Genomic DNA, 25244 nt, shown 5'->3' with positions numbered 1-25244 from the left:
CAGCACTGCAACCGGGTCATCGCCCACGGCGTCGGCCCACGACACGAACGGAAGGCACATGCCCCCGAAGAAGAAGGTCACCGGCCTGATCAAGCTCCAGATCAAGGCCGGCGCCGCCACCCCCGCGCCGCCGATCGGTCCGGCGCTGGGTCAGCACGGCGTCAACATCATGGAGTTCTGCAAGGCGTACAACGCGGCGACCGAGGCCCAGCGCGGCAACGTCATCCCCGTCGAGATCACGGTGTACGAGGACCGCTCGTTCACCTTCATCACGAAGACGCCGCCGGCCGCCGAGCTCATCAAGAAGGCCGCCGGTGTGGCCAAGGGCTCGCCGACGCCGCACACGGTGAAGGTCGCCAAGCTGACGGCCGCGCAGGTCACGGAGATCGCGAGCACCAAGCTCGAGGACCTCAACGCGAACGACATCGCGGCCGCCGAGAAGATCATCGCCGGCACCGCCCGGTCGATGGGCATCACCGTCGAGGGCTGACCCAGCCGTCCGACGACGCCGCGGCACGTCACCCGACGTGCCGCGGCATCCGCAAGCACCACCAGTGGCAGGGCCCGCGTGCGGCCCGTCGACCACGACTGCTGATCAAGGAGAACGAGCAGATGGCACAGCACAGCAAGGCGTACCGCGCCGCCGCCGAGAAGATCGAGGCCGGCCGGCTCTACACGCCCCTCGAGGCCGTCCGCCTGGCCCAGGCGACGTCCACGACCAAGTACGACGCGACCGTCGAGGTGGCCTTCCGCCTCGGTGTCGACCCGCGCAAGGCCGACCAGATGGTCCGCGGCACGGTCAACCTGCCCCACGGCACCGGCAAGACCGCCCGCGTCATCGTCTTCGCGACGGGTGAGCGTGCCGAGCAGGCCCGCGCCGCCGGCGCCGACGAGGTCGGTGGCGACGAGCTGATCGAGAAGGTCGCGGCCGGCTACACCGACTTCGACTCGGCCGTCGCGACCCCGGACCTGATGGGCAAGGTCGGTCGACTGGGCAAGGTCCTGGGCCCGCGTGGTCTCATGCCGAACCCGAAGACCGGCACCGTCACCATGGACGTGGCCAAGGCCGTCGCCGACATCAAGGGCGGCAAGATCGAGTTCCGTGTCGACAAGCACGCGAACCTGCACTTCATCATCGGCAAGACCTCCTTCTCGGAGACCTCGCTGGTGGAGAACTACGCCGCGGCGCTCGACGAGGTCCTGCGTCTGAAGCCGTCCGCCTCGAAGGGTCGCTACATCACCAAGGCGACGTTCTCGACGACGAACGGCCCCGGCATCCTCGTCGACCAGAACAAGACGCGGAACCTGACGGAGGAGGAGGTCTGACGGTGACCGTCAGCCTCTCCGCCTGAACGGCGTGCACGACGATGAAGGCCCGGATCCCCGAGGGGGTCCGGGCCTTCGTCCGTTTCGCTGGTCGCGGTCAGCCGGTCAGCCGGTCAGCCGGTCAGCCGGTCAGCCGGTCACCAGGGCAACCACTGCGTCACGCACGTGCCGTCGACGCTGTCGCAGACCAGGCGCAGCGGACCGTCGGGGCGGATGTCGATCCGGAAGTAGCCGACGGCGTCGGTCTCCAGGGTCGTGACGACCGCCTCGGGGGACTGCAGGCTGATCCTGCCGGCGCGGGGCGGGATCAGCTGCCCCTCGATCGAGGAGGATCCCACCTCGACCTCGACACCCAGCTCGTCGCCCTGGAACGCCAGGAGCCGTGACTTGCCCCCGGTGCGGTCCCGGACCCCGGCCGGTTCGGGGTTCTCGCTCGAGTCGTACACGAGCGAGAGCAGCAGCAGGTCGAGGTCGAGGTCCTCGCGTGCCGCGAGCATGCCGCGGTGCGCGCGGAACGCCGTCTGCGCGCTGCCCACGACCCGGTCGTAGAGCGCACCCTGGGCCAGGGCCGCCATGAGCTCGTCGCCGAGCCGGTCGTCGTCCGCCCAGCGGGCGGCCACGCTCCGGTCGGCGCCGTCAGTCGAGTGCCAGGACACTGTCGCCCCCTTCCCCGGCGTGGGTGAGCGCCGCGAGGTAGTTCTTGATGGCCGGGGTCTGACGCAGGCGGGCCAGCCCGCGACCTCGGGTGGGTCCGATCGAGCCGACCGGGATCCCCAGTCGTGCGGAGATCTCCTGGTAGCTGAGCGGTGGATCGGTGGAGAGCATGATCAGCAGCTCGCGCTGGTGCTCGGGCAGCTGGGCGAGGCCGTCGCGCAGTGCGCGGTACCGCTCGACCTGGTCCATGCCCTCGTCGAGGTCCTGGTCGACCCCGATGTCGAGGCTGCCGGTCTGCGGGTCCACGGGGACCGAGCGGCGGTTCCGCTGGGTCATCCGGATGCATTCGTGACGGGCGGTCGTCGAGACCCAGCCCGGCAGCGCGGCAGGATCGCGCAGCTTGTCCAGGTGCTCGAGCAGGTTGAGCCAGACGGTCTGCGCCACGTCCTCGGCGTGCTCGGGGGAGAGGCGGAACTGGCGGACCTGGGCGAGCACCGCCGGCACGTGCCGACGGACGATCTCGTTCCAGGCCGCCTCGTCGCCGGTGAGTGCCCCGGTGACCAGCTCGGTGGTCCCCCGGGACCGGTACGGGTCGTCGAGGTCGATGACCTCCACCGCCCACCTCCTCTCGCTCGTCGTCCCGTGCTGCGGGCCATCATCCCGCCCGAGGAGCACGGTGTCAGTGGCGATCACAACCCGGGAAGGATGCTCATGGCCTGACCGAAGTCGGGCACGGGCACGCCGGCGGCCAACAGGTACGTGTAGGCCTGGCGCGGCGACCAGTCGTGCTCCTGCATGAGCCGCGCGATCCCGCCGCTGATCTGCGGTGCCGCGAACGAGGTGCCGCTCCACCGTGCGAAGGCGTTCTCGCCGAACGTGTCGGGCTCGGAGGTGTACTCGTACGACTCGCTACCTTCGACGAACGTGGACAGGACGCCCTCGCCGACGGCCGAGCAGTCCACCCAGAAGCCTCGGCTGGACCACGTGGTCGGCTTGAGGTCGGCGGACACGGCCCCGACGGAGATGACCCGGCGGAACGCGGCCGGCCAGGTGGGTGTGGTGTCGCCGTAGTTGCCGGCAGCGGCGACCACGAGCACCTCCTCGCCGCGTTCGGCCTCGATCTCGGCGACGACCTCGAGCGCCGCGGCGATCGCGATCGACGGCTGGTCGTACCGGGTGTGCGATCCGAGGGACAGGTTGACGACCTGGGCGCCGTCGCGGACTGCCCGCACCAGCGAGCAGGCGACCTCCAGCTCGCTGCCCGCGCCACCGCCGCGCAGCGCCCGGTACACCGCGATGTCGGCACCCGGCGCGACCTGCGCGACGACGCCGGCGGCGAACGTGCCGTGACCGGCCGCGAAGTCGAGGAACCCGTCCGGCGGGTCGTTGTCGAGCAGGTCGATGTTCGACTCGTTGGGGTGCGTGGAGGGGTCGTCCCGGTGCCGGGGGACGCCGTCGAGCCATCCGTCGCTGCGCAGACTGCCGTCGATGCCGGTGTCGATGACGGCGACCTTCGCCGCCGCACCGCTGCCGTCGCGTCCGAACGCCGGGTAGTCGGCGAACGCGCCGAGCGACTCGCCGAGCGCGGGTCCGCCGAGGTTCTTGATCACGGGTGCCATCGGGGTCACGTGCGTGAGGGACGCGCCGAACCCGCGGGCGCGCAGCTCGGCGACGGTGTCGTCGAGGCGCTGGATGGCGACCTCGTCCTGGGCGACGAGTCGGGTCAGCCGAGACTCGAGCTCCGCGCAGCCCAGCTCGGCCTCCTGCAGGCCCCGGCGCTGCAGGTACTCCCGGGCGCCCCGGTTGCTCCACGTCCGGTCGGTGACCAGCACCTCGCCGTCGACGAGGAGCACGTCCACGCCGCCGGTCCCGGCGATCCAGCCGAGCTGGCGGTTGCGGCGCTCCTGGTACCTGCTGGAGATGGCCCTGCTGAGCTCGCGCTGCACGCCCGGGTTCGACCTGCTGACCCGCAGGTCGGTGACCTGCTGCTGCACGCGCTGGTAGGTGCGCGAGGTCGGTCGTCCCTCGGCAAGGTCGCGGTAGTCGTCCCCGAAGGGTGCACCCTCGCGCCCGGCGTCGCCGGTTGTCGTCACGTCTGCTCCAGTTCTTGTCGGTCGGCCTAAGATCCGCTGTGTGTCGGACGGGTCCCCACCCGACCGACCCCTGGCGGGGGGCCGGTCCACTTCATCAGAGCGCCCAGAGTCGCTCCTGATACATGCACGCCTACTTTTCGACACCGTAGGCGCCGATCCTCGCCGGGGGGAGCAGCTGGCCCGCGAGGCGGTGGACTCGAGCCGTGCGGCGGCGGACACGCAGGCGCTGGCGTGGTCGCTGCGTGCGCTCGCGTGGGCGCACCGCTCCCAGTGGGACCACGGCACCGCCGACCGTCTGCTCGCAGAGGCCTTGCGCCTGGGACGTCGTTCCGGTGACGGCCTTCTGGTGGCGCACGTGCGCATGACTCGGCACGCCGTGCGGCAGGAGATGGGTCGTCCGCATGCGGCCCGTCGTGACCTCGAGGCGGCGCTCGAGGCGCTCCTGCACGCCCCGGAAGGCGACGAGCGCAGCCTCGCCGAGGCCCGTGTCCGCATCCAGCAGGCGACGTCGGACACCAACGCCGGACGGATGGACAGGGCCGAGCACCAGTTCCGGGAGCTGGCCCGCAACCCGCTGCTGACCGACACCGACCGGTACAAGCTGCTGAACAACCTCGGGTTCGTCGTCGCGCAGCGCGGTGAGTACGACGAGGCCTTGGCGTGGGTCGAGCAGGCCGTCGAGGTTGCCGCACGGCTGGGCCCGGCGGCGCTGGCGCCCGTGCTGCAGAGCCGGGCGTGGATCCGCGTGCAGGCGGGCCGGTTGGCGCTCGGACTGCGTGACTTCGACGAGGCCGCCCGGGTGTACGCCGATGCGGGGTTGCCGCTGGGCGAGTACTACGCCGAGTACGCCGACACCATGGCCGATCTGCGCCTGCTGCCGGAAGCCTCGATGGCGGCACGCCGAGCGGTCGAGGAGTTCGACGCGGCGCACGTGCCCCTGATGGGCGCTGAGGCGCGTCTGCGTGTCGCGGAGATCGCCCTGCTCGAGGGCGATCTCGAGGGCGCCTGTGCGCACGCCGAGCAGGCGGTCTCCGCACTCGATCGGCAGCGTCGAGGCGGATGGCGTGACCGCGCGCTGCTGGTGTCCGTCGAGGCACGTCGGCTCGCGGGTGAGGCTGCCGGCTCGGAGCTGGCGACGGCCCGCCGGGCGGCGAGCCGGCTGGAGCGGGCGGGCAGCCTGCCCGGTGCCGTCCAGGCGCACCTGGTGGCGGGTCGACTCGCCATCGCCGAGGATCGTGTGGCGGTGGCCGTGCAGGAGCTGGCCCGTGCCGATCGGCTCGCAGCGGGCGGCTCGATCGTCGTGCGGATGCGCGGCAGGGTGGCCGCGGCGCTCGGAGCGCGGGTGGCCGACCGGCCCGCGCAGGCGCTGACGGCCTGCCGTGCAGGGCTGCGGGACCTGGCCGCGCACCGGGTGAGCCTGCCGACGATGGAGCTGCGGGCTCTCGCCTCGGGGCACGGTGCGGAGCTGGGGGAGATCGGGCTGGGCGTCGTGCTGCGGCAGGGGTCGCCCGCGCGAGCACTGGAGTGGATGGAGCGCACCCGCGCGGCGGCCCTGCTCACCCGTAGCCCGGCGGAGCCGGCACGCAACCCCCGGACCCGTGAGCGGCGTGCCCGGCTGGCCACGACGGCGGGGCAGGGCACACGTGACGCACTGGTGGCGGACGTGGACGACCAGGTGCGCGAGCGGACCTCCGCGTGGTCGCGCGACGTCGACGACTTCGAGGCGCCCCCGGCCCATCGCCAGGTCGTCGGCCTGGGTCCCTTGCGGGACGCGTTGGGCGACCGGGTGCTGGTCGAGTACGGGCGACACGAGGGAGCGCTGGTCGCGGTCGTCGTGACCCGGTCGCGCAGCCGCGTGGTGGACCTGGTGGACGAGGCCGAGGTCGACGCCCAGCTGCGTGCGCTCCTGTTCGCCCTGCGCCGCTTGGCCAACCCGCGTGCCGCGGCGTCCGCGGAGGCGGCGCGCGCGAGCGCCGACCTGCGCGTGCGCGAGCTGAGGAGGCTGCTCGTCGATCCGCTGGGGATCGGCGTGGACGACGAGCTCGTCGTGGTGCCCGACGGGTCGCTGCACGGCGTCCCGTGGGCTGCGCTGCACCCGGCGCCGGTGGCGACGGCGCCGTCGGCGACGTTGTGGCTGCGCACGGCCGGGCAGTCGGGTTCCCGGCCGGGCGGCACGGTCCTGGTGGCCGGGCCCGAGCTCGACGGCGCCCAGGAGGAGGTCGCGGCGCTCGGTGAGCTGCACCCCGGGGCGACGGTGCTGGGGCCCCGGCAGAGCACCGCGGACGAGGTCCTGGGTGCGCTGGCCGCGGCCGACCTCGGGCACCTCGCGTGTCACGGCACGCTGCGTGCCGACAACCCGATGTTCTCCTCGTTGGCGCTCGCGGACGGGCCGGTCACGGTGCAGGAGCTGCATGCCGCGGGTGCCGCACCGCGTCGCCTGGTGCTGGCCTCGTGCCATGGCGGTGCCGATGTGGCCTTCGCGGGCGGTGAGGTGCTGGGTCTGGTCAGCGCGATGCTGGCGCAGGGCACGGACGGTGTGGTCGCGAGCATCGCGGCCGTGCCCGACGTGGAGGCGGTGGACCTCATGGTGGGTCTGCACCGCCGGCTGCGGGCGGGCGACACCCTGGCACATGCGCTGCACACGGCGCGTGCGGGGATCGACCGGCAGACGCCCGGTGGCTACGTGAACTGGTGCACGTTCGGCGTGCACGGGGCCGCCTGACGGCCCGTGCCGACGTGATGCCGGCCGTGATTTGGCTGCCCGCCGGGTGTGCCGTACCCTGATCGGGCCCAAGACCGCCGGTCGTCGACAGGTCCGGGACGCGCAGCGTCCAGGTCACGTCGCCCGAAGTCCCGCAGCAGCGGAGGCCAGCGCAGGCGAGAGTTCACGTCCGGCCGTCCGTTCCTCGCGGATCGATGTGCCACCGAGAGCCCCGCGCCTGCGCCGGGGCTCTTTCTGCGTCCAGGACCAGGGATGACCGGTGGCACCACCATCGGAAGGATTGCCATGGCGAGGCCGGACAAGGCAGCCGCTGTCGCAGAGCTCACGGACCTGTTCCGCGAGTCGAACGCGGCCGTGCTGACCGAGTACCGCGGGCTCACCGTCGCGCAGCTGAAGTCGCTGCGCAAGGCGCTCGGCGGGAACGCTACCTACGCCGTGGTGAAGAACACGCTGACCGCGATCGCGGCCAAGGAAGCCGGCCTCGAGGGCCTCGACGACGCGCTTGCGGGCCCGTCGGCGATCGCCTTCGTCTCTGGTGACCCGGTCGAGGCCGCCAAGGGTCTGCGTGACTTCGCCAAGGCGAACCCCGCACTGGTCATCAAGGGCGGTGTCCTCGACGGACGCGCCCTGACCGCTGCGGACATCACCAAGCTCGCGGACCTCGAGTCCCGTGAGGTCCTCCTGGCCAAGGCGGCCGGTGCGATGAAGGCCAAGCTCTACCAGGCTGCCTACGTCTTCACCGCGAACACCGCTCAGGCCGCTCGCGTCATCGATGCCCTGCGTCAGAAGCAGGAATCGGAAGTCGCTGCTGCCTGACCCGGTACGGCTCCAGGGCCGTCCAGGTCGCGTGACGCGACACCACCACACCCTGCTTCGGCGGACCCGCTGACCGGGCCGACCGAGCACCGAAGAAAGGAACGCCATCATGGCGAAGCTCAGCACCGACGAGCTCATCGAGCAGTTCAAGGGCCTCACCCTCATCGAGCTCTCCGAGTTCGTGAAGGCGTTCGAGGACGTCTTCGAGGTCACCGCCGCCGCCCCCGTCGCCGTGGCCGCCCCGGCCGCCGGTGGCGCTGGTGCCGAGGCCGAGGTCGAGGAGGAGAAGGACTCGTTCGACGTCGTTCTCGAGGCCGCCGGCGACAAGAAGATCCAGGTCATCAAGGAGGTGCGCGCCCTCACGTCCCTCGGCCTGAAGGAGGCCAAGGACCTGGTGGACGCCGCCCCGAAGCCCGTCCTGGAGGGTGTCAACAAGGAGGCCGCCGAGAAGGCCAAGGCTGCCCTCGAGGGCGCCGGCGCCACGGTCACCCTCAAGTGATCTGACCGGTCCCGTCGCTGACGGGGCCGGGCGCTCACGCACGAAGGCCCGTACCCCCTGGGGTGCGGGCCTTCGTCGTCCCCGCCGGCTCCGGGGGTTCGCGCCGGTGCGGCGATGCTGCCTCACGGCGGCGGTCCTGTGGACCCGACTTCCGCGCGGGCCGCGCGGTGTGCCACCATGTGCGCGGCGACGAGGGGGTCGCCCGGACGGGAGGGCAGCCCGTCGGAACACATCGGCACCACCCGGCGGGGTCCGCGGGGCGCCGATGCCGGACCGAGGAGGGTGTGGCTGGGCCGCGCCCGCCGCACTGGACTTGTCTGCGTGGGTCGAGTACGCTAGCGCTTTGCGCTGGCCTGTGCCCGCGATCCCGTATAACCCGAGCCCTCTGCCGTCGACCGTGCGCGACGCGAGAGGACTGTGCGGCCGGGGGATCGCACCCCGCCGGGACCTGCGCAGAGTGCACTCGATCCGCAGGGAAGGACCCCTCTTGGCTGCCTCGCGCACCCCTTCTGCACCGTCCGCCGACGCCATCGCGAACCGCACCGCATCCCGCCGCATCTCCTTCGCGCAGATCCACGAGCCGCTCGAGGTCCCCGACCTGCTCGGTCTGCAGACCGAGAGCTTCGACTGGCTGCTGGGCAACGAGCGCTGGCAGGCCCGCGTGGCCGCTGCTCTCGAGAACGGCCGTCAGGACGTCCCCGAGACCGCCGGCCTCGAGGAGATCTTCGAGGAGATCTCGCCGATCGAGGACTTCGGCGGCTCCATGTCGCTGTCGTTCCGCGAGCACCGCTTCGAGCCGCCGAAGTACACAGCCGAGGAGTGCAAGGAGAAGGACTTCACCTTCGCCGCCCCGCTGTTCGTGACCGCCGAGTTCGTCAACTACACGACCGGTGAGATCAAGTCGCAGACCGTGTTCATGGGCGACTTCCCGCTCATGACCGAGCGCGGCACGTTCATCATCAACGGCACCGAGCGCGTCGTCGTCTCGCAGCTCGTCCGTTCGCCGGGGGTCTACTTCGAGCGCGTCGCCGACAAGACGTCCGACAAGGACATCCTCACGGCCAAGGTCATCCCGAGCCGTGGTGCCTGGCTCGAGTTCGAGATCGACAAGCGCGACAACGTCGGTGTCCGCGTCGACCGCAAGCGCAAGCAGAACGCCACGGTCCTGCTCAAGGCGCTCGGCATGACCGACTCGGAGATCCGCGAGGAGTTCGCGGCCTACCCGGCGGTCATCGACACGCTCGAGAAGGACCACGTCCAGACCCAGGACGAGGCGCTGCTCGACCTCTACCGCAAGATCCGTCCGGGCGAGCCGCCGACGGTCGAGGCCGGCCGCGCGCTGCTGGAGAACTTCTACTTCAACCCCAAGCGCTACGACCTGGCGAAGGTCGGCCGCTACAAGGTGAACAAGAAGCTCGGCCTGGACGTGCCGCTCGCCGACTCGGTCCTGTCCCTGTCCGACGTCGTGGCCACGATCAAGTACCTCGCCTCGCTGCACATCGACCTGCCCGCGCTGCCGGGTGTGCGCGCCGGTGAGGCCATCGAGGTGCGCGTCGAGCCCGACGACATCGACCACTTCGGCAACCGTCGTATCCGCGCCGTCGGCGAGCTCATCCAGAACCAGGTCCGCACGGGCCTGTCCCGGATGGAGCGTGTCGTGCGCGAGCGCATGACCACCCAGGACGTCGAGGCCATCACGCCGCAGACCCTGATCAACATCCGTCCCGTCGTGGCCTCCATCAAGGAGTTCTTCGGGACGAGCCAGCTGTCGCAGTTCATGGACCAGAACAACCCGCTCGCCGGCCTGACGCACAAGCGGCGTCTGTCGGCCCTGGGCCCCGGTGGTCTGTCCCGCGACCGCGCCGGCATGGAGGTCCGTGACGTCCACCCCTCGCACTACGGCCGCATGTGCCCCATCGAGACCCCTGAAGGTCCGAACATCGGCCTGATCGGCTCGCTGGCGACGTTCGGGCGCATCAACCCCTTCGGCTTCGTCGAGACGCCGTACCGCAAGGTCGACAACGGCCGCGTCACGGACGAGGTGCACTACCTCACCGCCGACGACGAGGACCGTCACGTCATCGCCCAGGCCAACGCGCTGCTGAACGCCGACAACGTGTTCGCCGAGGAGCGCGTCCTGGTGCGCACCAAGGGTGGCGAGATCGACTACGTCACCGGCACCGCCGTCGACTACATGGACGTCTCGCCGCGCCAGATGGTCTCGGTCGCGACCGCGCTCATCCCGTTCCTCGAGCACGACGACGCCAACCGTGCCCTCATGGGTGCCAACATGCAGCGCCAGGCCGTGCCGCTGGTCCGTTCCGAGGCCCCGTTCGTCGGCACCGGCATGGAGCGGCGTGCGGCCGTCGACGCCGGTGACGTCATCGTGGCCACGAAGCCCGGTGTGGTCACCGAGGTCTCGGCCGACCTCATCACGATCGCCAACGACGACGCGACGACCACGACCCACCGGGTCGCCAAGTTCCGTCGCTCGAACCAGGGCACGTCCTACAACCAGCGTGTGCTGGTCGACACCGGCGCCCGCGTCGAGGTCGGCTCCGTGCTGGCCGACGGCCCGGCCACGGACGAGGGCGAGCTCGCGCTCGGCCGCAACCTGCTGGTCGCGTTCATGTCGTGGGAGGGCCACAACTACGAGGACGCGATCATCCTGTCGCAGCGCCTCGTGCAGGACGACGTCCTGTCCTCGATCCACATCGAGGAGCACGAGGTCGATGCGCGCGACACCAAGCTGGGCCCCGAGGAGATCACGCGGGACATCCCGAACGTCTCCGAGGAGGTCCTCGCCGACCTGGACGAGCGCGGCATCATCCGCATCGGTGCCGAGGTCAACGCAGGCGACATCCTCGTCGGCAAGGTCACGCCCAAGGGTGAGACCGAGCTGACCCCGGAGGAGCGCCTGCTGCGCGCGATCTTCGGCGAGAAGGCCCGTGAGGTCCGCGACACCTCGCTGAAGGTGCCGCACGGCGAGTCGGGCACGGTCATCGAGGTCCGCACGTTCAGCCGCGAGGACGGCGACGAGCTGCCCGCCGGTGTGAACGAGCTGGTCCGGGTGTACATCGCCCAGCGCCGCAAGATCACCGCCGGTGACAAGCTCGCCGGCCGTCACGGCAACAAGGGCGTCATCTCGACGATCCTGCCCGTCGAGGACATGCCGTTCCTCTCGGACGGCACCCCGGTCGACATCATCCTCAACCCGATGGGTGTCCCCGGCCGTATGAACGTCGGCCAGGTGCTCGAGGTCCACCTCGGGTGGATCGCCTCGCAGGGCTGGGACATCGAGCTGGCCTCCGAGGGCGACCTGTCCTGGAAGGACCACGTGCCGGCTGCGGCCGCCACGAGCGCTCCGCGCAACCCGGTCGCCACGCCCGTCTTCGACGGTCTGCAGGAGGACGCGCTGTCCGGCCTGCTGCAGTCGACGCTGCCGAACCGCGACGGCGACCGCATGGTCCAGCCCGACGGCAAGGCGCGCCTGTTCGACGGGCGTTCCGGTGAGCCGTTCCCGGACCCGGTGTCCGTCGGCTACATGTACATCCTCAAGCTGCACCACCTGGTCGACGACAAGATCCACGCCCGTTCGACCGGCCCGTACTCGATGATCACGCAGCAGCCGCTGGGTGGTAAGGCGCAGTTCGGTGGTCAGCGCTTCGGTGAGATGGAGGTGTGGGCCCTCGAGGCGTACGGCGCTGCGTACACCCTGCAGGAGCTGCTCACCATCAAGTCCGACGACGTCCCGGGCCGCGTGAAGGTCTACGAGGCGATCGTCAAGGGCGAGAACATCCCCGACTCGGGCATCCCGGAGTCCTTCAAGGTCCTCCTCAAGGAGATGCAGTCGCTCTGCCTGAACGTCGAGGTGCTGTCCGCGGACGGTGTCTCCATCGACATGAAGGAGAACGACGACGAGGTCTACCGCGCGGCGGAGGAGCTCGGTATCGACCTGAGCCGCCGCCCGAACGCGAGCAGCATCGAAGAGATCTGACGCCGAGCACCGGTGCGGTCCTCACCTGAGGGCCGCACCGGCGCCGACACCCTTGTGACACTCCATCCCGCCGGCGGGTTCGCCGCCCCCGGCAAGCGAAGGAAGTAGGACCCCCCTTGCTCGACGTCAACGTCTTCGACGAGCTGCGCATCGGTCTGGCCACGGCCGACGACATCCGTGCCTGGTCGCACGGTGAGGTGAAGAAGCCCGAGACCATCAACTACCGGACCCTGAAGCCGGAGAAGGATGGCCTGTTCTGCGAGAAGATCTTCGGTCCCACCCGGGACTGGGAGTGCTACTGCGGCAAGTACAAGCGCGTGCGCTTCAAGGGCATCATCTGCGAGCGCTGCGGCGTCGAGGTGACCCGTTCGAAGGTCCGCCGTGAGCGGATGGGCCACATCGAGCTCGCCGCCCCCGTCACCCACATCTGGTTCTTCAAGGGCGTGCCCTCGCGTCTGGGCTACTTGCTGGACCTGGCCCCGAAGGACCTCGAGAAGGTCATCTACTTCGCGGCCTACATGATCACGTGGGTCGACGTCGACGGCCGGCACGAGGACCTCCCCAACCTCCAGAACGAGATCGACCTGGAGAAGAAGGAGATCGCGGACCGCCGCGACAACGACATCAACACCCGCGCCGCCAAGCTCGAGGCCGACCTGGCCGAGCTGGAGGCCGAGGGTGCCAAGGCCGACGCCCGCCGCAAGGTGCGCGACTCGGCCGAGCGCGAGATGGCTCAGCTGCGCAAGCGTGCCGACCTCGAGCTCGAGCGCCTCGAGACGGTCTGGGACCGTTTCAAGAACCTCAAGGTCGCGGACCTCGAGGGCGACGAGATGCTCTACCGCCAGCTGCAGGACCGCTACGGCAACTACTTCGAGGGCTCCATGGGCGCCCAGGCCATCCAGAAGCGCCTGCAGGCGTTCGACCTGGAGGCCGAGTCGGAGTCGCTGCGCGAGATCATCCGGACGGGCAAGGGCCAGCGCAAGACGCGTGCCCTCAAGCGTCTGAAGGTCGTCAACGCGTTCCTCACCACGAGCAACTCGCCCACGGGCATGGTCCTGGACGCCGTCCCGGTCATCCCGCCGGACCTGCGCCCGATGGTGCAGCTCGACGGTGGCCGGTTCGCCACCTCGGACCTGAACGACCTGTACCGCCGCGTCATCAACCGGAACAACCGCCTCAAGCGGCTCCTGGACCTGGGCGCGCCGGAGATCATCGTCAACAACGAGAAGCGGATGCTCCAGGAGGCCGTCGACTCGCTGTTCGACAACGGTCGTCGTGGTCGTCCGGTGACGGGCCCGGGCAACCGCCCGCTGAAGTCCATCTCGGACATGCTCAAGGGCAAGCAGGGTCGTTTCCGTCAGAACCTGCTCGGCAAGCGTGTCGACTACTCGGGCCGTTCGGTCATCGTGGTCGGCCCGCAGCTCAAGCTGCACCAGTGCGGTCTGCCCAAGCAGATGGCTCTCGAGCTCTTCAAGCCGTTCGTGATGAAGCGTCTGGTCGACCTGAACCACGCGCAGAACATCAAGTCGGCCAAGCGCATGGTCGAGCGTGCCCGCCCGGTCGTGTGGGACGTGCTCGAGGAGGTCATCACCGAGCACCCGGTGCTGCTGAACCGCGCACCCACGCTGCACCGTCTGGGTATCCAGGCGTTCGAGCCCCAGCTGGTCGAGGGCAAGGCGATCCACCTGCACCCGCTCGTCTGCGCGGCGTTCAACGCCGACTTCGACGGTGACCAGATGGCCGTGCACCTTCCCCTGAGCGCGGAGGCGCAGGCCGAGGCCCGCATCCTCATGCTCTCGAGCAACAACATCCTCAAGCCGTCGGACGGCCGTCCGGTGACCATGCCCTCGCAGGACATGATCATCGGCCTGTACCACCTGACGATGGACAAGGACGAGCCGAAGGGCGCCGGCCGGGCGTTCAGCTCGGTGTCCGAGGCGATCATGGCGTTCGACCAGGGCACCCTGGACCTCAACGCCGTGGTGAAGATCCGCTTCGACGACCTGGTGCTCGCCGAGGGCGACGCGCCCGAGGGCTGGTCCGAGGGTCAGACGCTGCTGTTCGAGACGACCCTGGGTCGTGCGCTGTTCAACGAGCTGCTGCCGGTCGACTACCCGTACGAGAACGGTGTGGTCGACAAGAAGCGCCTGTCGGTCATCGTCAACGACCTGGCCGAGCGGTACCCGAAGGTCGCCGTCGCGGCGTCCCTCGACGCGCTCAAGGAGGCCGGCTTCCGCTGGGCCACCCGTTCCGGCGTGACGATCTCCATCTCCGACGTGGCCACGCCCGCGGCGAAGAAGGGCATCCTCGAGGAGCACGAGGGTCGTGCCGCGAAGGTCCAGGGCCAGTACGAGAAGGGCCTGATCACCGACGACGAGCGCCGCCAGGAGCTCATCGAGATCTGGACCCAGGCCACGGACAAGGTCGCCGAGGCCATGCGCTCGAACTTCCCGAAGCAGAACACCGTCTACAAGATGGTCGGCTCGGGCGCACGTGGTAACTGGATGCAGGTCCGGCAGATCGCCGGTATGCGTGGTCTGGTCGCCAACCCGAAGGGCGAGATCATCCCTCGCCCGATCAAGGCGAACTACCGCGAGGGCCTCTCCGTCCTGGAGTACTTCATCGCGACGCACGGTGCTCGTAAGGGTCTGGCGGACACCGCTCTGCGGACCGCCGACTCGGGCTACCTGACTCGTCGTCTGGTGGACGTCTCGCAGGACGTCATCGTCCGCGAGGAGGACTGCGGTACCGAGCGCGGCCTGACGATGCCGATCGGCGTCCCGGGTCCGGACGGTGCGCTGCGTCGCCACGACAAGGTCGAGACGAGCGTCTACTCGCGCACGCTGGCCTCCGACGTGGAGATCGGTGGCGAGGTCGTCGGCAACGCCGGGGACGACGTCGGCGACGTCCTGCTGGACGCGCTGCTCGCGGCGGGTGTCACGCAGCTGAAGATCCGTTCGGTCCTGACCTGCGAGTCGCGTGTCGGTACGTGCGCCAAGTGCTACGGGCGTTCGCTGGCCACCGGCAAGCTCGTCGACATCGGCGAGGCCGTCGGCATCATCGCGGCCCAGTCGATCGGTGAGCCCGGTACGCAGCTGACGATGCGTACCTTCCACACCGGTGGTGTGGCCTCGGCCGACGACATCACGCAGGGTCTGCCGCGTGTCCAGGAGCTCTTCGAGGCCCGTACCCCCAAGGGTGAGGCGCCGATCGCCGAGTTCTCGGGCAGCATCGCGATCGAGGAGGGTGACCGTTCGCGGCGCATCGTCCTGACGCCGGACGACGGCTCGGAGGAGATCGCCTACCCGATCACCAAGCGTTCGCGCCTGCTGATCGCGGACGGCGACCACGTCGAGGTCGGCACCCAGCTGGTCCAGGGTGCGGTCGACCCGAAGAAGGTGCTGCGCATCCTCGGCCCGCGTGCCACGCAGAAGCACCTGGTCGACGAGGTGCAGGACGTCTACCGCTCGCAGGGCGTGGACATCCACGACAAGCACATCGAGGTCATCGTGCGGCAGATGCTGCGCCGCGTGACCGTGCTCGACTCCGGCGAGACGGGTCTGCTGCCCGGCGAGCTGGCCGAGCGGGGTCGCTTCGAGGACGCGAACCGCAAGGCCGTGTCCGAGGGCGCTCAGCCCGCGGCCGGTCGTCCGGAGCTGATGGGCATCACGAAGGCGTCGCTCGCGACGGACTCGTGGCTGTCGGCCGCCTCCTTCCAGGAGACGACGCGCGTGCTCACCGAGGCCGCCATGTCGGGTCGTTCGGACCCGCTGCTCGGCCTGAAGGAGAACGTCATCCTCGGCAAGCTGATCCCTGCCGGCACCGGTCTGCCCCGCTACGGCAACATCACGGTGGAGCCGACGGAGGAGGCCAAGTCGGAGCTGTACCCGACGTTCGGCTACGACGAGATCGACTTCCCCGCCCTGGGCCTCGGCTCGGGCGAGGCGATCCCGCTCGAGGACATCGACTTCGGCGACTTCCGCTGATCTCGACGGCCTGACGCGGCGTCTGCCGCACCCCGCACGGGGGCTCACCGGGACACCGGTGGGCCCCCGTCGGCGTCGGTGGGCGGGGTGGGTCCGCCCGGGTGGGTCGGGGCCCATCCGGTAGGGCCCGACGCTGGGCACCCGGGCCCATCGGGACGGATGCAGGCTCGGCCAGCCTGGTGCGATGGTGACGGGTCGCAGGGCTGAGACGTCCGCGGGGAGCGGGCGTGAGCGCGGGGCGGGCGCGCTCGAGTACCTCGGCGTGGTGGTGGTCGTCGCGCTGCTCGTGGCGGGTCTGGTCACTGCGGTCGTGCGGTTCGACCTGGGCACGCAGGTGGCCTGCCGGCTGCAGGCGGTGGTCAGCCAGGCCGGGACCTGCGGCGGACCCGAGGTCCCCACCGTCTACGACGCCGGTGGGCCGGACGACGGCGCACCGCAGGCGCAGCGGCCCGGGGCCGGCGGGGCGGAGGTCTCCGGCGACGGTGCGGGTGCCGGCCAGGACGCCCTGTCGGATGCGACTCGCTACGCCAACGCAACGGGCACCTCCGACCCGGTCGACGAGGAGCGCGTCGCGGACGCGCTCGACGACCTGCGCGACGCGCTGCAGGGTGGGTGGTTCGGCGTTCGCGGCGGTGACCTGCGCGACGCGATGACGGCCGTGCAGAACCTCTCGGGTCCCGAGCTGGACGCGCTGGTCGCGCAGATGTCGGACGACGAGCTGCGCGCGTGGGTCGACGAGCTCGACGACGGTTGGTGGGGCGGGGGTTGGGACCGGGGTGAGCGTCGCGAGCTGTGGGAGCTGTTCGCCTCGTCCGCCGACAAGGTCACGCTCGACCGGCTGGCCACGTTCACGGACGAGCTGCAGCCGTCGTTCTCGGGGGTCGGTGGTGATGGCGCGCGCGACGACCCGTCGAGCCCGGCGAACGTCGCCGAGTACGGCGAGCTGGACCACGAGCTGTTCGTCGGGACCGCCAGTGCGACGGATGTCTCCCAGGGCTACATCGGCGACTGCTGGTACATGATGTCGATGATGGCGGTGGCGCAGGCGGATCCGGACGTGATCCGAGAGGCGATCACGGTGAACGCGAACGGCACGTACACGGTCCGGCTCTACCCGGACGGGCAGGCCGTCGACGTGACGGTGACACCGGAGATGGTCCTCATGCCTGACGGCTCTCCGGCCTTCGCCGCCAACGACGGTGGCGACCCGCCCTACGAGCTGTGGCCGATGGTGCTCGAGAAGGCCCTCGCGCTGCAGTACGGCGACTACGAGGACATCGAGGGCGGCTGGCCCAAGGACGGGCTGACGCTGTTGACGGGGCGCGCGTCGCAGAGCCACGACGTGGATGAGCTGGGCATCTCGGAGCTGGCGCAGGTGCTGGACGACGGGGGTGCCGTGGGCCTGTCGTCCTTGACGACCGGTGATGCAAAGACCAGCCCGTACTATCAGTCGGACAAGGGCGACGACCGGCTGCACGCGAACCATGCGTACTACCTGCAGTCCGTCGATGTCTCGAACGGCACCGTGACCGTCGTCAACCCGTGGGGGATCGCCGGTTACCCGCCGATCACGATGGCCTACGACGACTTCGTCCGCGCCTTCCGCCAGGTCGACACCAACGAGGTGAGCTGATGTCACGCTGGTCCCGCATGGCCGCCCTCGCGACGGCGACGGTCGTCGCAGGGCTTGCGCTGACGGGCTGCGGGGGTGAGCCCGAGCCCGCACCGTCGTCGCCCCCCGGCGCGGTGATGCTGCGGGAGAACGTCCCGACCCCTGTCGGTGATCTGACGGTGATCGCGAGCAACATCTGGGACGACAGCATCGCGCTGTCAGTGCGCAGCGGCTCCGGCCCGGCCGAGAGCGCCGACCTGACGGTGGGGGAGACCGCCACCGTCATGGGGCAGGAGTTCGAGCTCGTCTCGGTGCACGAGGACGACGGCGACGCTGCGCCGGGTGGGTCGGCGAGCTTCGCCTGGGTCGTGCCGGGCACCTGATCCCCGCGTCCGGCTCCGTGGTGAGCGGGGCGATCTGCGCGGCGGCGGTGTGCGCCTCCTCTCTTTGACGCCCCCCGGAGGGCCAGGTAACGTAGGACACCGTGCCCGCGCCGTCGGGCTCTCGCGCGTGCACCCGGTCCATGTCCCTCCCTCGCGGAGGCGGCAGGACGCGGAGGCACCGGGTGGTTCCCCACCGCCGTCGCGGTTCGCCCAGGTCATGCTTGGACGGTCCGCAGCGGGGACGGGGACGACACGCCCGGGCGCGGGGGTCGGTGCGGGAGGAAAGGCCTCGGGGTAGTCGCGCGACGGGCGACGATCCGGATCATGCCGGCCGTCCTGGGTGACGGGTCCGGTCGACCAGAGATCATCAACAGACGGAGACGTAGTGCCTACGATCCAGCAGCTGGTCCGCAAGGGCCGGCAGGCGAAGACGAACAAGTCGAAGACGCCTGCCCTCAAGGGCTCCCCCCAGCGACGCGGTGTGTGCACCCGCGTCTACACCACGACCCCCAAGAAGCCGAACTCGGCCCTCCGCAAGGTGGCCCGCGTGCGTCTGTCCAGCCAGGTCGAGGTCACCGCGTACATCCCGGGTGTCGGCCACAACCTGCAGGAGCACTCGATCGTGCTCGTGCGCGGCGGCCGTGTGAAGGACCTGCCCGGTGTCCGCTACAAGATCGTCCGTGGCGCCCTCGACACGCAGGGCGTCAAGAACCGCAAGCAGGCGCGTAGCCGCTACGGCGCGAAGAAGGTGGGCTGATGCCTCGCAAGGGTCCGGCCCCGAAGCGGCCGCTCATCGTCGACCCGGTCTACGGGTCCCCGGTCGTCACGCAGCTGATCAACAAGGTGCTGCTCGACGGCAAGAAGTCGGTCGCCGAGTCGATCGTCTACGGCGCCCTCGAGGGTGTGCGTGAGAAGACGCAGGGCGACCCGGTCGTCGTGCTCAAGCGCGCGCTCGACAACGTGCGTCCCTCGCTCGAGGTGCGTTCGCGCCGCGTCGGTGGCGCCACCTACCAGGTGCCCGTCGAGGTCCGTCCGGTCCGCCAGACGACCCTGGCCCTGCGCTGGCTCACCGACTACTCGCGTGCTCGCCGTGAGAAGACCATGACCGAGCGCCTCATGAACGAGATCCTCGACGCCTCCAACGGCCTGGGTGCCGCGGTGAAGCGTCGTGAGGACATGCACAAGATGGCCGAGTCGAACAAGGCCTTCGCGCACTACCGCTGGTAAGACCGGCACCAAGGGCGTCTGCGCCGCCGGTCCGCGATCCCAGGAGCCCTTCGGGGCCCTGCGCGGACCGGACCGGCGGCGCCACCCGAACCGCCAACCGACAAGGGGCAACACTCGTGGCACTGGACGTGCTCACGGACCTCACGAAGGTCCGCAACATCGGCATCATGGCCCACATCGATGCCGGCAAGACGACGACCACCGAGCGGATCCTGTTCTACACCGGGGTCAACTACAAGATCGGTGAGACGCACGACGGCGCCTCGACGATGGACTGGATGGAGCAGGAGCAGGAGCGCGGCATCACGATCACGTCGGCCGCGACGACCTGCTACTGGAAGAACAACCAGATCAACATCATCGACACCCCGGGCCACGTCGACTTCACGGTCGAGGTCGAGCGCTCGCTGCGCGTCCTCGACGGCGCCGTCGCGGTGTTCGACGGCAAGGAGGGGGTCGAGCCCCAGTCGGAGACCGTCTGGCGTCAGGCCGACAAGTACGACGTCCCCCGCATCTGCTTCGTCAACAAGATGGACAAGCTCGGCGCGGACTTCTACTTCACGGTCGACACGATCGTGAACCGCCTCAAGGCCAAGCCGCTGGTCATCCAGCTGCCCATCGGTGCCGAGAACGACTTCATCGGTGTCGTGGACCTGGTCGAGCAGCGCGCCCTGGTGTGGCGCGGCGAGACCGCCCTCGGCGAGAAGTACGAGATCGAGGAGATCCCGGCCGACCTGGTCGAGAAGGCCGCGCAGTACCGCGCGGAGCTCATCGAGGCGGTCGCCGAGACGGACGAGTCGCTGCTCGAGAAGTACCTCGCGGGCGAGGACCTGACGGTCGAGGAGATCAAGGCCGGCATCCGTAAGCTCACCGTCGCCTCGGAGGCCTACCCGGTCCTGTGCGGCTCGGCGTTCAAGAACAAGGGCGTGCAGCCCATGCTCGACGCCGTCATCGACTACCTGCCGACGCCGCTCGACGTCCCCGCCGTGCAGGGCCACGACGTGCGCGACGAGGAGATCGTCGTCGAGCGCCACCCCGACGCGACGGAGCCGTTCTCGGCCCTGGCGTTCAAGGTCGCCTCGCACCCGTTCTTCGGCAAGCTGACCTACGTCCGGGTCTACTCCGGCAAGGTCGCGCAGGGCGCCCAGGTGCTCAACTCGACCAAGGGCAAGAAGGAGCGCATCGGGAAGCTCTTCCAGATGCACTCCAACAAGGAGAACCCTGTCGAGGACGCCACGGCCGGCCACATCTACGCGTTCATCGGCCTCAAGGACGTCACCACCGGTGACACCCTGTGCGCCCTGGACGCCCCGGTGGTCCTGGAGTCGATGACCTTCCCGGAGCCCGTCATCGACGTGGCGATCGAGCCGAAGACCAAGGGCGACCAGGAGAAGCTCTCCCTGGCCATCCAGAAGCTCGCCGAGGAGGACCCGACGTTCCGGGTCAAGCTCGACGAGGAGACCGGCCAGACCGTCATCGGCGGCATGGGCGAGCTCCACCTCGACATCCTCGTGGACCGCATGCGTCGCGAGTTCAAGGTCGAGGCGAACGTCGGCAAGCCGCAGGTGGCCTACCGCGAGACCATCCGTCGTGCGGTCGAGAAGATCGACTACACGCACAAGAAGCAGACCGGTGGTTCGGGTCAGTACGCGAAGGTGCAGATGACCTTCGAGCCGCTGGACCCGGCCGAGGGCGAGCTGTACGAGTTCGAGAACAAGGTCACCGGTGGCCGTATCCCGCGCGAGTACATCCCGTCCGTCGACGCCGGTATCCAGAGCGCGATGCAGCTGGGCGTGCTGGCGGGCTTCCCGCTGGTCGGTGTCAAGGCGATCCTGCTCGACGGCGCGTCGCACGACGTCGACTCCTCGGAGATGGCGTTCAAGATCGCCGGTTCGATGATCCTCAAGGAAGCGGTCCGCAAGGCCGACCCGGCTCTGCTCGAGCCGATCATGGCGGTCGAGGTCCGTACCCCCGAGGACTACATGGGTGATGTCATCGGCGACCTGAACTCGCGCCGCGGCATGATCCAGTCCATGGAGGACGCCACGGGCGTGAAGGTGATCCGCGCCCAGGTTCCTCTCTCCGAGATGTTCGGGTACGTCGGCGACCTGCGGTCCAAGACCCAGGGTCGTGCGGTGTACTCGATGCAGTTCGACAGCTACGCCGAGGTTCCTCGGAACGTTGCCGACGAGATCATCAAGAAGACCCGGGGCGAGTAGTCCCACAGGTCGAACCCTGTAGTTCCACGCAACAACCCGACCCGTAGGACCGCACGTCCAGCAGGTACCCTCGCGGCACCTGCAGTCGTCCGGCAATCTCTACCAGTCCTGAGGAGGACACCCAGTGGGCAAGGCGAAGTTCGAGCGGACGAAGCCGCACGTCAACATCGGGACCATCGGCCACGTCGACCACGGCAAGACGACGCTGACCGCCGCGATCTCGAAGGTGCTGCACGACAAGTACCCCGACCTGAACCCCTTCACGCCGTTCGACGAGATCGACAAGGCGCCTGAGGAGAAGCAGCGCGGTATCACGATCAACATCGCGCACGTCGAGTACCAGACCGAGAAGCGTCACTACGCGCACGTCGACGCCCCCGGTCACGCCGACTACATCAAGAACATGATCACGGGTGCGGCGCAGATGGACGGCGCCATCCTCGTGGTCGCGGCCACCGACGGCCCGATGGCCCAGACGCGTGAGCACGTGCTGCTCGCCCGTCAGGTCGGCGTCCCGTACCTGCTCGTCGCGCTGAACAAGACCGACATGGTCGACGACGAGGAGATCCTGGACCTCGTCGAGATGGAGGTGCGCGAGCTCCTCACGTCGCAGGGCTTCGCGGGCGACGACGTGCCGGTCGTGCGCGTCTCCGGCCTGAAGGCGCTCGAGGGCGACCCGGTCTGGGTCAAGTCCGTCGAGGACCTGCTGGACGCCGTCGACGAGAACGTGCCGGACCCGGTGCGCGACATCGACAAGCCGTTCCTCATGCCGATCGAGGACGTCTTCACGATCACCGGCCGTGGCACGGTCGTCACCGGTCGTGTCGAGCGTGGCTCGCTCAAGGTGAACGAGGAGGTGGAGATCGTCGGTATCAAGGAGAAGGCGATCAAGACCACGGTCACCGGCGTCGAGATGTTCCGCAAGCTGCTCGACTACGCCGAGGCCGGCGAGAACGTCGGTCTGCTCCTGCGCGGCACGAAGCGCGAGGAGGTCGAGCGCGGCCAGGTCGTCGTCAAGCCGGGTTCGATCACGCCGCACACCGAGTTCGAGGGCCAGGTCTACATCCTGGCCAAGGACGAGGGTGGCCGTCACAACCCGTTCTACGGCAACTACCGTCCCCAGTTCTACTTCCGGACGACGGACGTCACCGGTGTCATCACGCTGCCCGAGGGCACCGAGATGGTCATGCCCGGCGACAACACCGAGATCTCGGTGACGCTGATCCAGCCCATCGCCATGGAGGAGGGCCTCGGCTTCGCCATCCGTGAGGGTGGCCGCACCGTCGGCTCGGGCCGGGTCATCAAGATCATCAAGTGATCACCGCCCCGCGGGGCACGATCGCAGACCTGTCCTAGGACGGGTTCCGGCAAGGGCCCGGGCACCGCACACCGCGGAGCCCGGGCCCTTCGCCGTAGGCCGGACGGGGCGGCCACGAGCCGCGAGTTGGAGTATTCGGCGGCCGTCTGGCACACTGTTCAGGTTGCCCATCGCGGGCGGGTGCCGTCGTGCGCCTGCTGGGACGAAGGGCAGGGAAAACGTGGAGGGCTCCACGAACCCGCGGAGTGATCCGTGGGGCGGGGTCCCACTGCAGCCAACCACCCCGTGCCGGGAACGGTACGCAGCGCAAGAGTGCGTCGCGCAACGCGACACGCCCGAGTGCGGGGGTCGGATGGACCGGTTCGAGAAGAAGGAAGTAGACGACGCCATGGCGGGACAGAAGATCCGCATCCGGCTCAAGTCCTACGACCACGAGGTCATCGACAGCTCGGCGCGCAAGATCGTCGACACGGTGACTCGCGCTGGTGCGTCGGTCGTGGGTCCGGTGCCGTTGCCGACGGAGAAGAACGTCTTCTGCGTCATCCGGTCGCCCCACAAGTACAAGGACAGCCGCGAGCACTTCGAGATGCGCACGCACAAGCGGCTGATCGACATCATCGACCCCACGCCGAAGGCCGTCGACTCGCTCATGCGTCTCGACCTGCCTGCGGACGTGAACATCGAGATCAAGCTCTGACGCTGGGAAGGAACTGATCTTCATGGTTACCCAGCAGAACGCGCGCCCCGTCACGGCGGTGCTCGGCACGAAGCTCGGCATGACCCAGGTGTGGGACGACAACGGTCGTCTCGTCCCGGTCACCGTCGTCTCGGTCGGCACGAACGTCGTCACCCAGGTGCGCTCCGCTGAGAGCGACGGCTACGCCGCGGTGCAGCTGGCCTACGGCCAGATCGACCCGCGCAAGGTCACCAAGCCGCTCAAGGGCCACTTCGAGAAGGCCGGGGTCACCCCCCGCCGGCACGTGGCCGAGATCCGTACGTCCGACGCCGCCGAGTACACGCTCGGGCAGGAGATCACGGCAGCAGCCTTCGAGGCCGGCGCCGTGGTGGACGTCATCGGTACGACCAAGGGCAAGGGCACCGCAGGTGTCATGAAGCGTCACGGCTTCAAGGGCGTCTCGGCCTCCCACGGTTCGCACCGCAACCACCGCAAGCCTGGCTCGATCGGTGGGGCATCGACCCCGTCGCGCGTGTTCAAGGGCCTGCGCATGGCCGGTCGCATGGGTGTCGACCGCCAGACCACTCAGAACCTGACCGTGCACGCGGTCGACGTCGAGAAGGGTCTGCTGCTCGTCAAGGGCGCGGTCCCGGGCCCCAAGGGTGGCGTCGTCGTGGTGCGGTCCGCATCGAAGGGGGCGTGAACCGCATGAGCGACACGCTGACCGTCGACGTCCTGGACGCCCAGGGCAAGAAGGCCGGTACGGCCGACCTGCCCGGTGACGTCTTCGACGTGCAGACGAACGTCCCGCTGATCCACCAGGTCGTCGTCGCCCAGCTCGCCGCGGCGCGCCAGGGCACCCACGACACCAAGTCGCGTGGTGAGGTCCGCGGTGGCGGCAAGAAGCCGTACAAGCAGAAGGGCACCGGCCGCGCCCGTCAGGGCTCGACCCGTGCGCCGCAGTTCGCCGGCGGTGGCGTCGTCCACGGCCCCACCCCGCGCGACTACAGCCAGCGGACCCCGAAGAAGATGAAGGCCGCGGCGCTCCGCGGTGCTCTCTCGGACCGCGCCCGTGCCGGCCGCGTGCACGTCGTCTCCGGGTTCGCCCCGGGCGCCGCGCCGTCGACCAAGTCCGCTCTGGCCGTGCTCGACAACCTGTCGGGCCGCAAGAACGTCCTGGTCGTGGTCGAGCGCTCCGACGAGATCACGTGGAAGTCGCTGCGCAACGTCGAGCGGGTCCACCTGCTCGTCGCCGACCAGCTCAACACGTACGACGTGCTGATCTCGGACGACGTGGTCTTCACGCAGGGCGCGCTCGACGCGTTCCTCGCCGGCCCGACCAAGGGTCGCGGTGCTACTGCTGTCGCCACCGAGTCCGAGGCGCAGGAGGAGACCAAGTGACCGCCGTCGGTAAGGACCCCCGCGACATCCTGATCGCGCCGGTCGTCTCGGAGAAGAGCTACGGCCTGCTCGACGAGGGGAAGTACACCTTCCTCGTCGACCCGCGGGCGAACAAGACCGAGATCAAGATCGCCGTCGAGCAGGTCTTCGGCGTCAAGGTCGACTCGGTCAACACCGCGAACCGTCAGGGCAAGGCCCGTCGGACCCGGTTCGGCATCGGCCGCCGCAAGGACACGAAGCGTGCGATCGTCACCCTCCGCGAGGGCACGATCGACATCTTCGGCGGACCGGTCGGCTGAGCGGCCCGAGAGCAGA

General features: G+C 69.5%; 20 protein-coding genes. 17 read left to right on the top strand and 3 right to left on the bottom strand.

The window, feature by feature from the left end; genetic code table 11:
- Positions 1 to 58 precede the first annotated feature (58 nt).
- Positions 59 to 490 carry a 50S ribosomal protein L11 gene (gene rplK / locus ACTHAM_RS14920; RefSeq protein ID WP_146951488.1) on the top strand — a complete coding sequence of 144 codons (432 nt, stop codon included), beginning with the start codon at positions 59 to 61 and terminating at the stop codon, positions 488 to 490.
- 122 nt (positions 491 to 612) lie between these two features.
- A complete protein-coding gene (gene rplA / locus ACTHAM_RS14915; protein ID WP_440688833.1) occupies positions 613 to 1326 on the top strand; it encodes a 50S ribosomal protein L1 in 714 nt (237 codons plus the stop codon).
- Between the two features lie 137 nt (positions 1327 to 1463).
- Here the strand turns inward: rplA and ACTHAM_RS14910 are convergent, their stop codons facing one another.
- The 3 genes from ACTHAM_RS14910 to ACTHAM_RS14900 all read right to left on the bottom strand — a co-directional run bounded on the left by ACTHAM_RS14910 (position 1464) and on the right by ACTHAM_RS14900 (position 4073).
- The gene (locus ACTHAM_RS14910; protein ID WP_440688831.1) at positions 1464 to 1982 is read right to left on the bottom strand and encodes a hypothetical protein; all 519 of its coding nucleotides are present in this window, start codon (positions 1980 to 1982) and stop codon (positions 1464 to 1466) included.
- On the bottom strand, positions 1963 to 2595 hold the full coding sequence (locus tag ACTHAM_RS14905; RefSeq protein WP_440688829.1) for an RNA polymerase sigma factor: 633 nt from the start codon (positions 2593 to 2595) through the stop codon (positions 1963 to 1965). The genes ACTHAM_RS14910 and ACTHAM_RS14905 overlap by 20 nt, the downstream gene beginning before the upstream one ends.
- Positions 2596 to 2669: 74 nt before the next feature.
- Entirely contained in the window at positions 2670 to 4073 is a 1404-nt protein-coding gene (locus tag ACTHAM_RS14900) for a S8 family peptidase (protein ID WP_440688827.1), read from the bottom strand.
- Between the two features lie 190 nt (positions 4074 to 4263).
- Here ACTHAM_RS14900 and ACTHAM_RS14895 point away from each other — a divergent pair, with 190 nt between their 5' ends.
- From ACTHAM_RS14895 to rplW, 15 genes are all read left to right on the top strand, one after another.
- Positions 4264 to 6795 (top strand): CHAT domain-containing protein, encoded by a 2532-nt coding sequence (locus ACTHAM_RS14895; protein WP_440688825.1) that lies wholly within the window; start codon positions 4264 to 4266, stop codon positions 6793 to 6795.
- Between the two features lie 285 nt (positions 6796 to 7080).
- On the top strand, positions 7081 to 7611 hold the full coding sequence (gene rplJ / locus ACTHAM_RS14890) for a 50S ribosomal protein L10 (protein WP_440688823.1): 531 nt from the start codon (positions 7081 to 7083) through the stop codon (positions 7609 to 7611).
- Between the two features lie 109 nt (positions 7612 to 7720).
- Positions 7721 to 8110, top strand: a complete 390-nt coding sequence (gene rplL, locus ACTHAM_RS14885) for a 50S ribosomal protein L7/L12 (RefSeq protein ID WP_440688821.1) — start codon at positions 7721 to 7723, stop codon at positions 8108 to 8110.
- 487 nt (positions 8111 to 8597) lie between these two features.
- Positions 8598 to 12107, top strand: coding sequence for a DNA-directed RNA polymerase subunit beta (gene rpoB, locus ACTHAM_RS14880; protein ID WP_440688819.1), 3510 nt, complete (start codon positions 8598 to 8600; stop codon positions 12105 to 12107).
- Between the two features lie 116 nt (positions 12108 to 12223).
- Positions 12224 to 16093, top strand: a complete 3870-nt coding sequence (locus ACTHAM_RS14875; RefSeq protein ID WP_440688817.1) for a DNA-directed RNA polymerase subunit beta' — start codon at positions 12224 to 12226, stop codon at positions 16091 to 16093.
- A gap of 184 nt (positions 16094 to 16277) precedes the next feature.
- The gene (locus tag ACTHAM_RS14870) at positions 16278 to 17726 is read left to right on the top strand and encodes a C2 family cysteine protease (protein WP_440688815.1); all 1449 of its coding nucleotides are present in this window, start codon (positions 16278 to 16280) and stop codon (positions 17724 to 17726) included.
- The gene (locus ACTHAM_RS14865) at positions 17726 to 18088 is read left to right on the top strand and encodes a hypothetical protein (RefSeq protein WP_440688813.1); all 363 of its coding nucleotides are present in this window, start codon (positions 17726 to 17728) and stop codon (positions 18086 to 18088) included. The genes ACTHAM_RS14870 and ACTHAM_RS14865 overlap by 1 nt, the downstream gene beginning before the upstream one ends.
- 385 nt (positions 18089 to 18473) lie before the next feature.
- A complete protein-coding gene (gene rpsL / locus ACTHAM_RS14860; protein WP_013770160.1) occupies positions 18474 to 18845 on the top strand; it encodes a 30S ribosomal protein S12 in 372 nt (123 codons plus the stop codon).
- Positions 18845 to 19315, top strand: a complete 471-nt coding sequence (gene rpsG, locus ACTHAM_RS14855) for a 30S ribosomal protein S7 (RefSeq protein ID WP_146951476.1) — start codon at positions 18845 to 18847, stop codon at positions 19313 to 19315. Before rpsL ends, rpsG begins: the two co-directional genes overlap by 1 nt.
- A gap of 116 nt (positions 19316 to 19431) precedes the next feature.
- Positions 19432 to 21534, top strand: coding sequence for an elongation factor G (gene fusA, locus ACTHAM_RS14850; protein ID WP_440688811.1), 2103 nt, complete (start codon positions 19432 to 19434; stop codon positions 21532 to 21534).
- Between the two features lie 124 nt (positions 21535 to 21658).
- Complete coding sequence (tuf, locus tag ACTHAM_RS14845; protein ID WP_440688809.1) at positions 21659 to 22852, top strand: elongation factor Tu; 1194 nt, start codon at positions 21659 to 21661, stop codon at positions 22850 to 22852.
- Between the two features lie 388 nt (positions 22853 to 23240).
- Positions 23241 to 23549, top strand: a complete 309-nt coding sequence (gene rpsJ, locus ACTHAM_RS14840; RefSeq protein ID WP_013117879.1) for a 30S ribosomal protein S10 — start codon at positions 23241 to 23243, stop codon at positions 23547 to 23549.
- A gap of 22 nt (positions 23550 to 23571) precedes the next feature.
- A complete protein-coding gene (gene rplC / locus ACTHAM_RS14835) occupies positions 23572 to 24231 on the top strand; it encodes a 50S ribosomal protein L3 (protein ID WP_440688807.1) in 660 nt (219 codons plus the stop codon).
- 5 nt (positions 24232 to 24236) lie between these two features.
- Positions 24237 to 24929: a 50S ribosomal protein L4 gene (gene rplD, locus ACTHAM_RS14830; RefSeq protein WP_440688805.1), complete on the top strand. Its 693-nt coding sequence runs from the start codon at positions 24237 to 24239 to the stop codon at positions 24927 to 24929.
- On the top strand, positions 24926 to 25228 hold the full coding sequence (gene rplW, locus ACTHAM_RS14825) for a 50S ribosomal protein L23 (protein WP_146951467.1): 303 nt from the start codon (positions 24926 to 24928) through the stop codon (positions 25226 to 25228). The genes rplD and rplW overlap by 4 nt, the downstream gene beginning before the upstream one ends.
- The last annotated feature ends 16 nt before the right edge of the window (positions 25229 to 25244 follow it).

The organism is Cellulomonas soli (genome assembly GCF_052036975.1).
Taxonomy (GTDB): domain Bacteria; phylum Actinomycetota; class Actinomycetes; order Actinomycetales; family Cellulomonadaceae; genus Cellulomonas; species Cellulomonas soli_A.
The sequence above is the reverse complement of the archived record's forward strand: the minus strand, read 5'-3'. Positions and strand labels throughout refer to the sequence as shown.

Bases quoted from the DNA above. Each gene is read 5' to 3' on its own strand.
- rplK (WP_146951488.1), top strand. From the start codon at position 59: ATGCCCCCGAAGAAGAAGGTCACCGGCCTGATCAAGCTCCAGATCAAG.
- rplA (WP_440688833.1), top strand. From the start codon at position 613: ATGGCACAGCACAGCAAGGCGTACCGCGCCGCCGCCGAGAAGATCGAG.
- rplJ (WP_440688823.1), top strand. From the start codon at position 7,081: ATGGCGAGGCCGGACAAGGCAGCCGCTGTCGCAGAGCTCACGGACCTG.
- rplL (WP_440688821.1), top strand. From the start codon at position 7,721: ATGGCGAAGCTCAGCACCGACGAGCTCATCGAGCAGTTCAAGGGCCTC.
- ACTHAM_RS14870 (WP_440688815.1), top strand. From the start codon at position 16,278: ATGGTGACGGGTCGCAGGGCTGAGACGTCCGCGGGGAGCGGGCGTGAG.
- ACTHAM_RS14865 (WP_440688813.1), top strand. From the start codon at position 17,726: ATGTCACGCTGGTCCCGCATGGCCGCCCTCGCGACGGCGACGGTCGTC.
- rpsG (WP_146951476.1), top strand. From the start codon at position 18,845: ATGCCTCGCAAGGGTCCGGCCCCGAAGCGGCCGCTCATCGTCGACCCG.
- rpsJ (WP_013117879.1), top strand. From the start codon at position 23,241: ATGGCGGGACAGAAGATCCGCATCCGGCTCAAGTCCTACGACCACGAG.
- rplC (WP_440688807.1), top strand. From the start codon at position 23,572: ATGGTTACCCAGCAGAACGCGCGCCCCGTCACGGCGGTGCTCGGCACG.
- rplD (WP_440688805.1), top strand. From the start codon at position 24,237: ATGAGCGACACGCTGACCGTCGACGTCCTGGACGCCCAGGGCAAGAAG.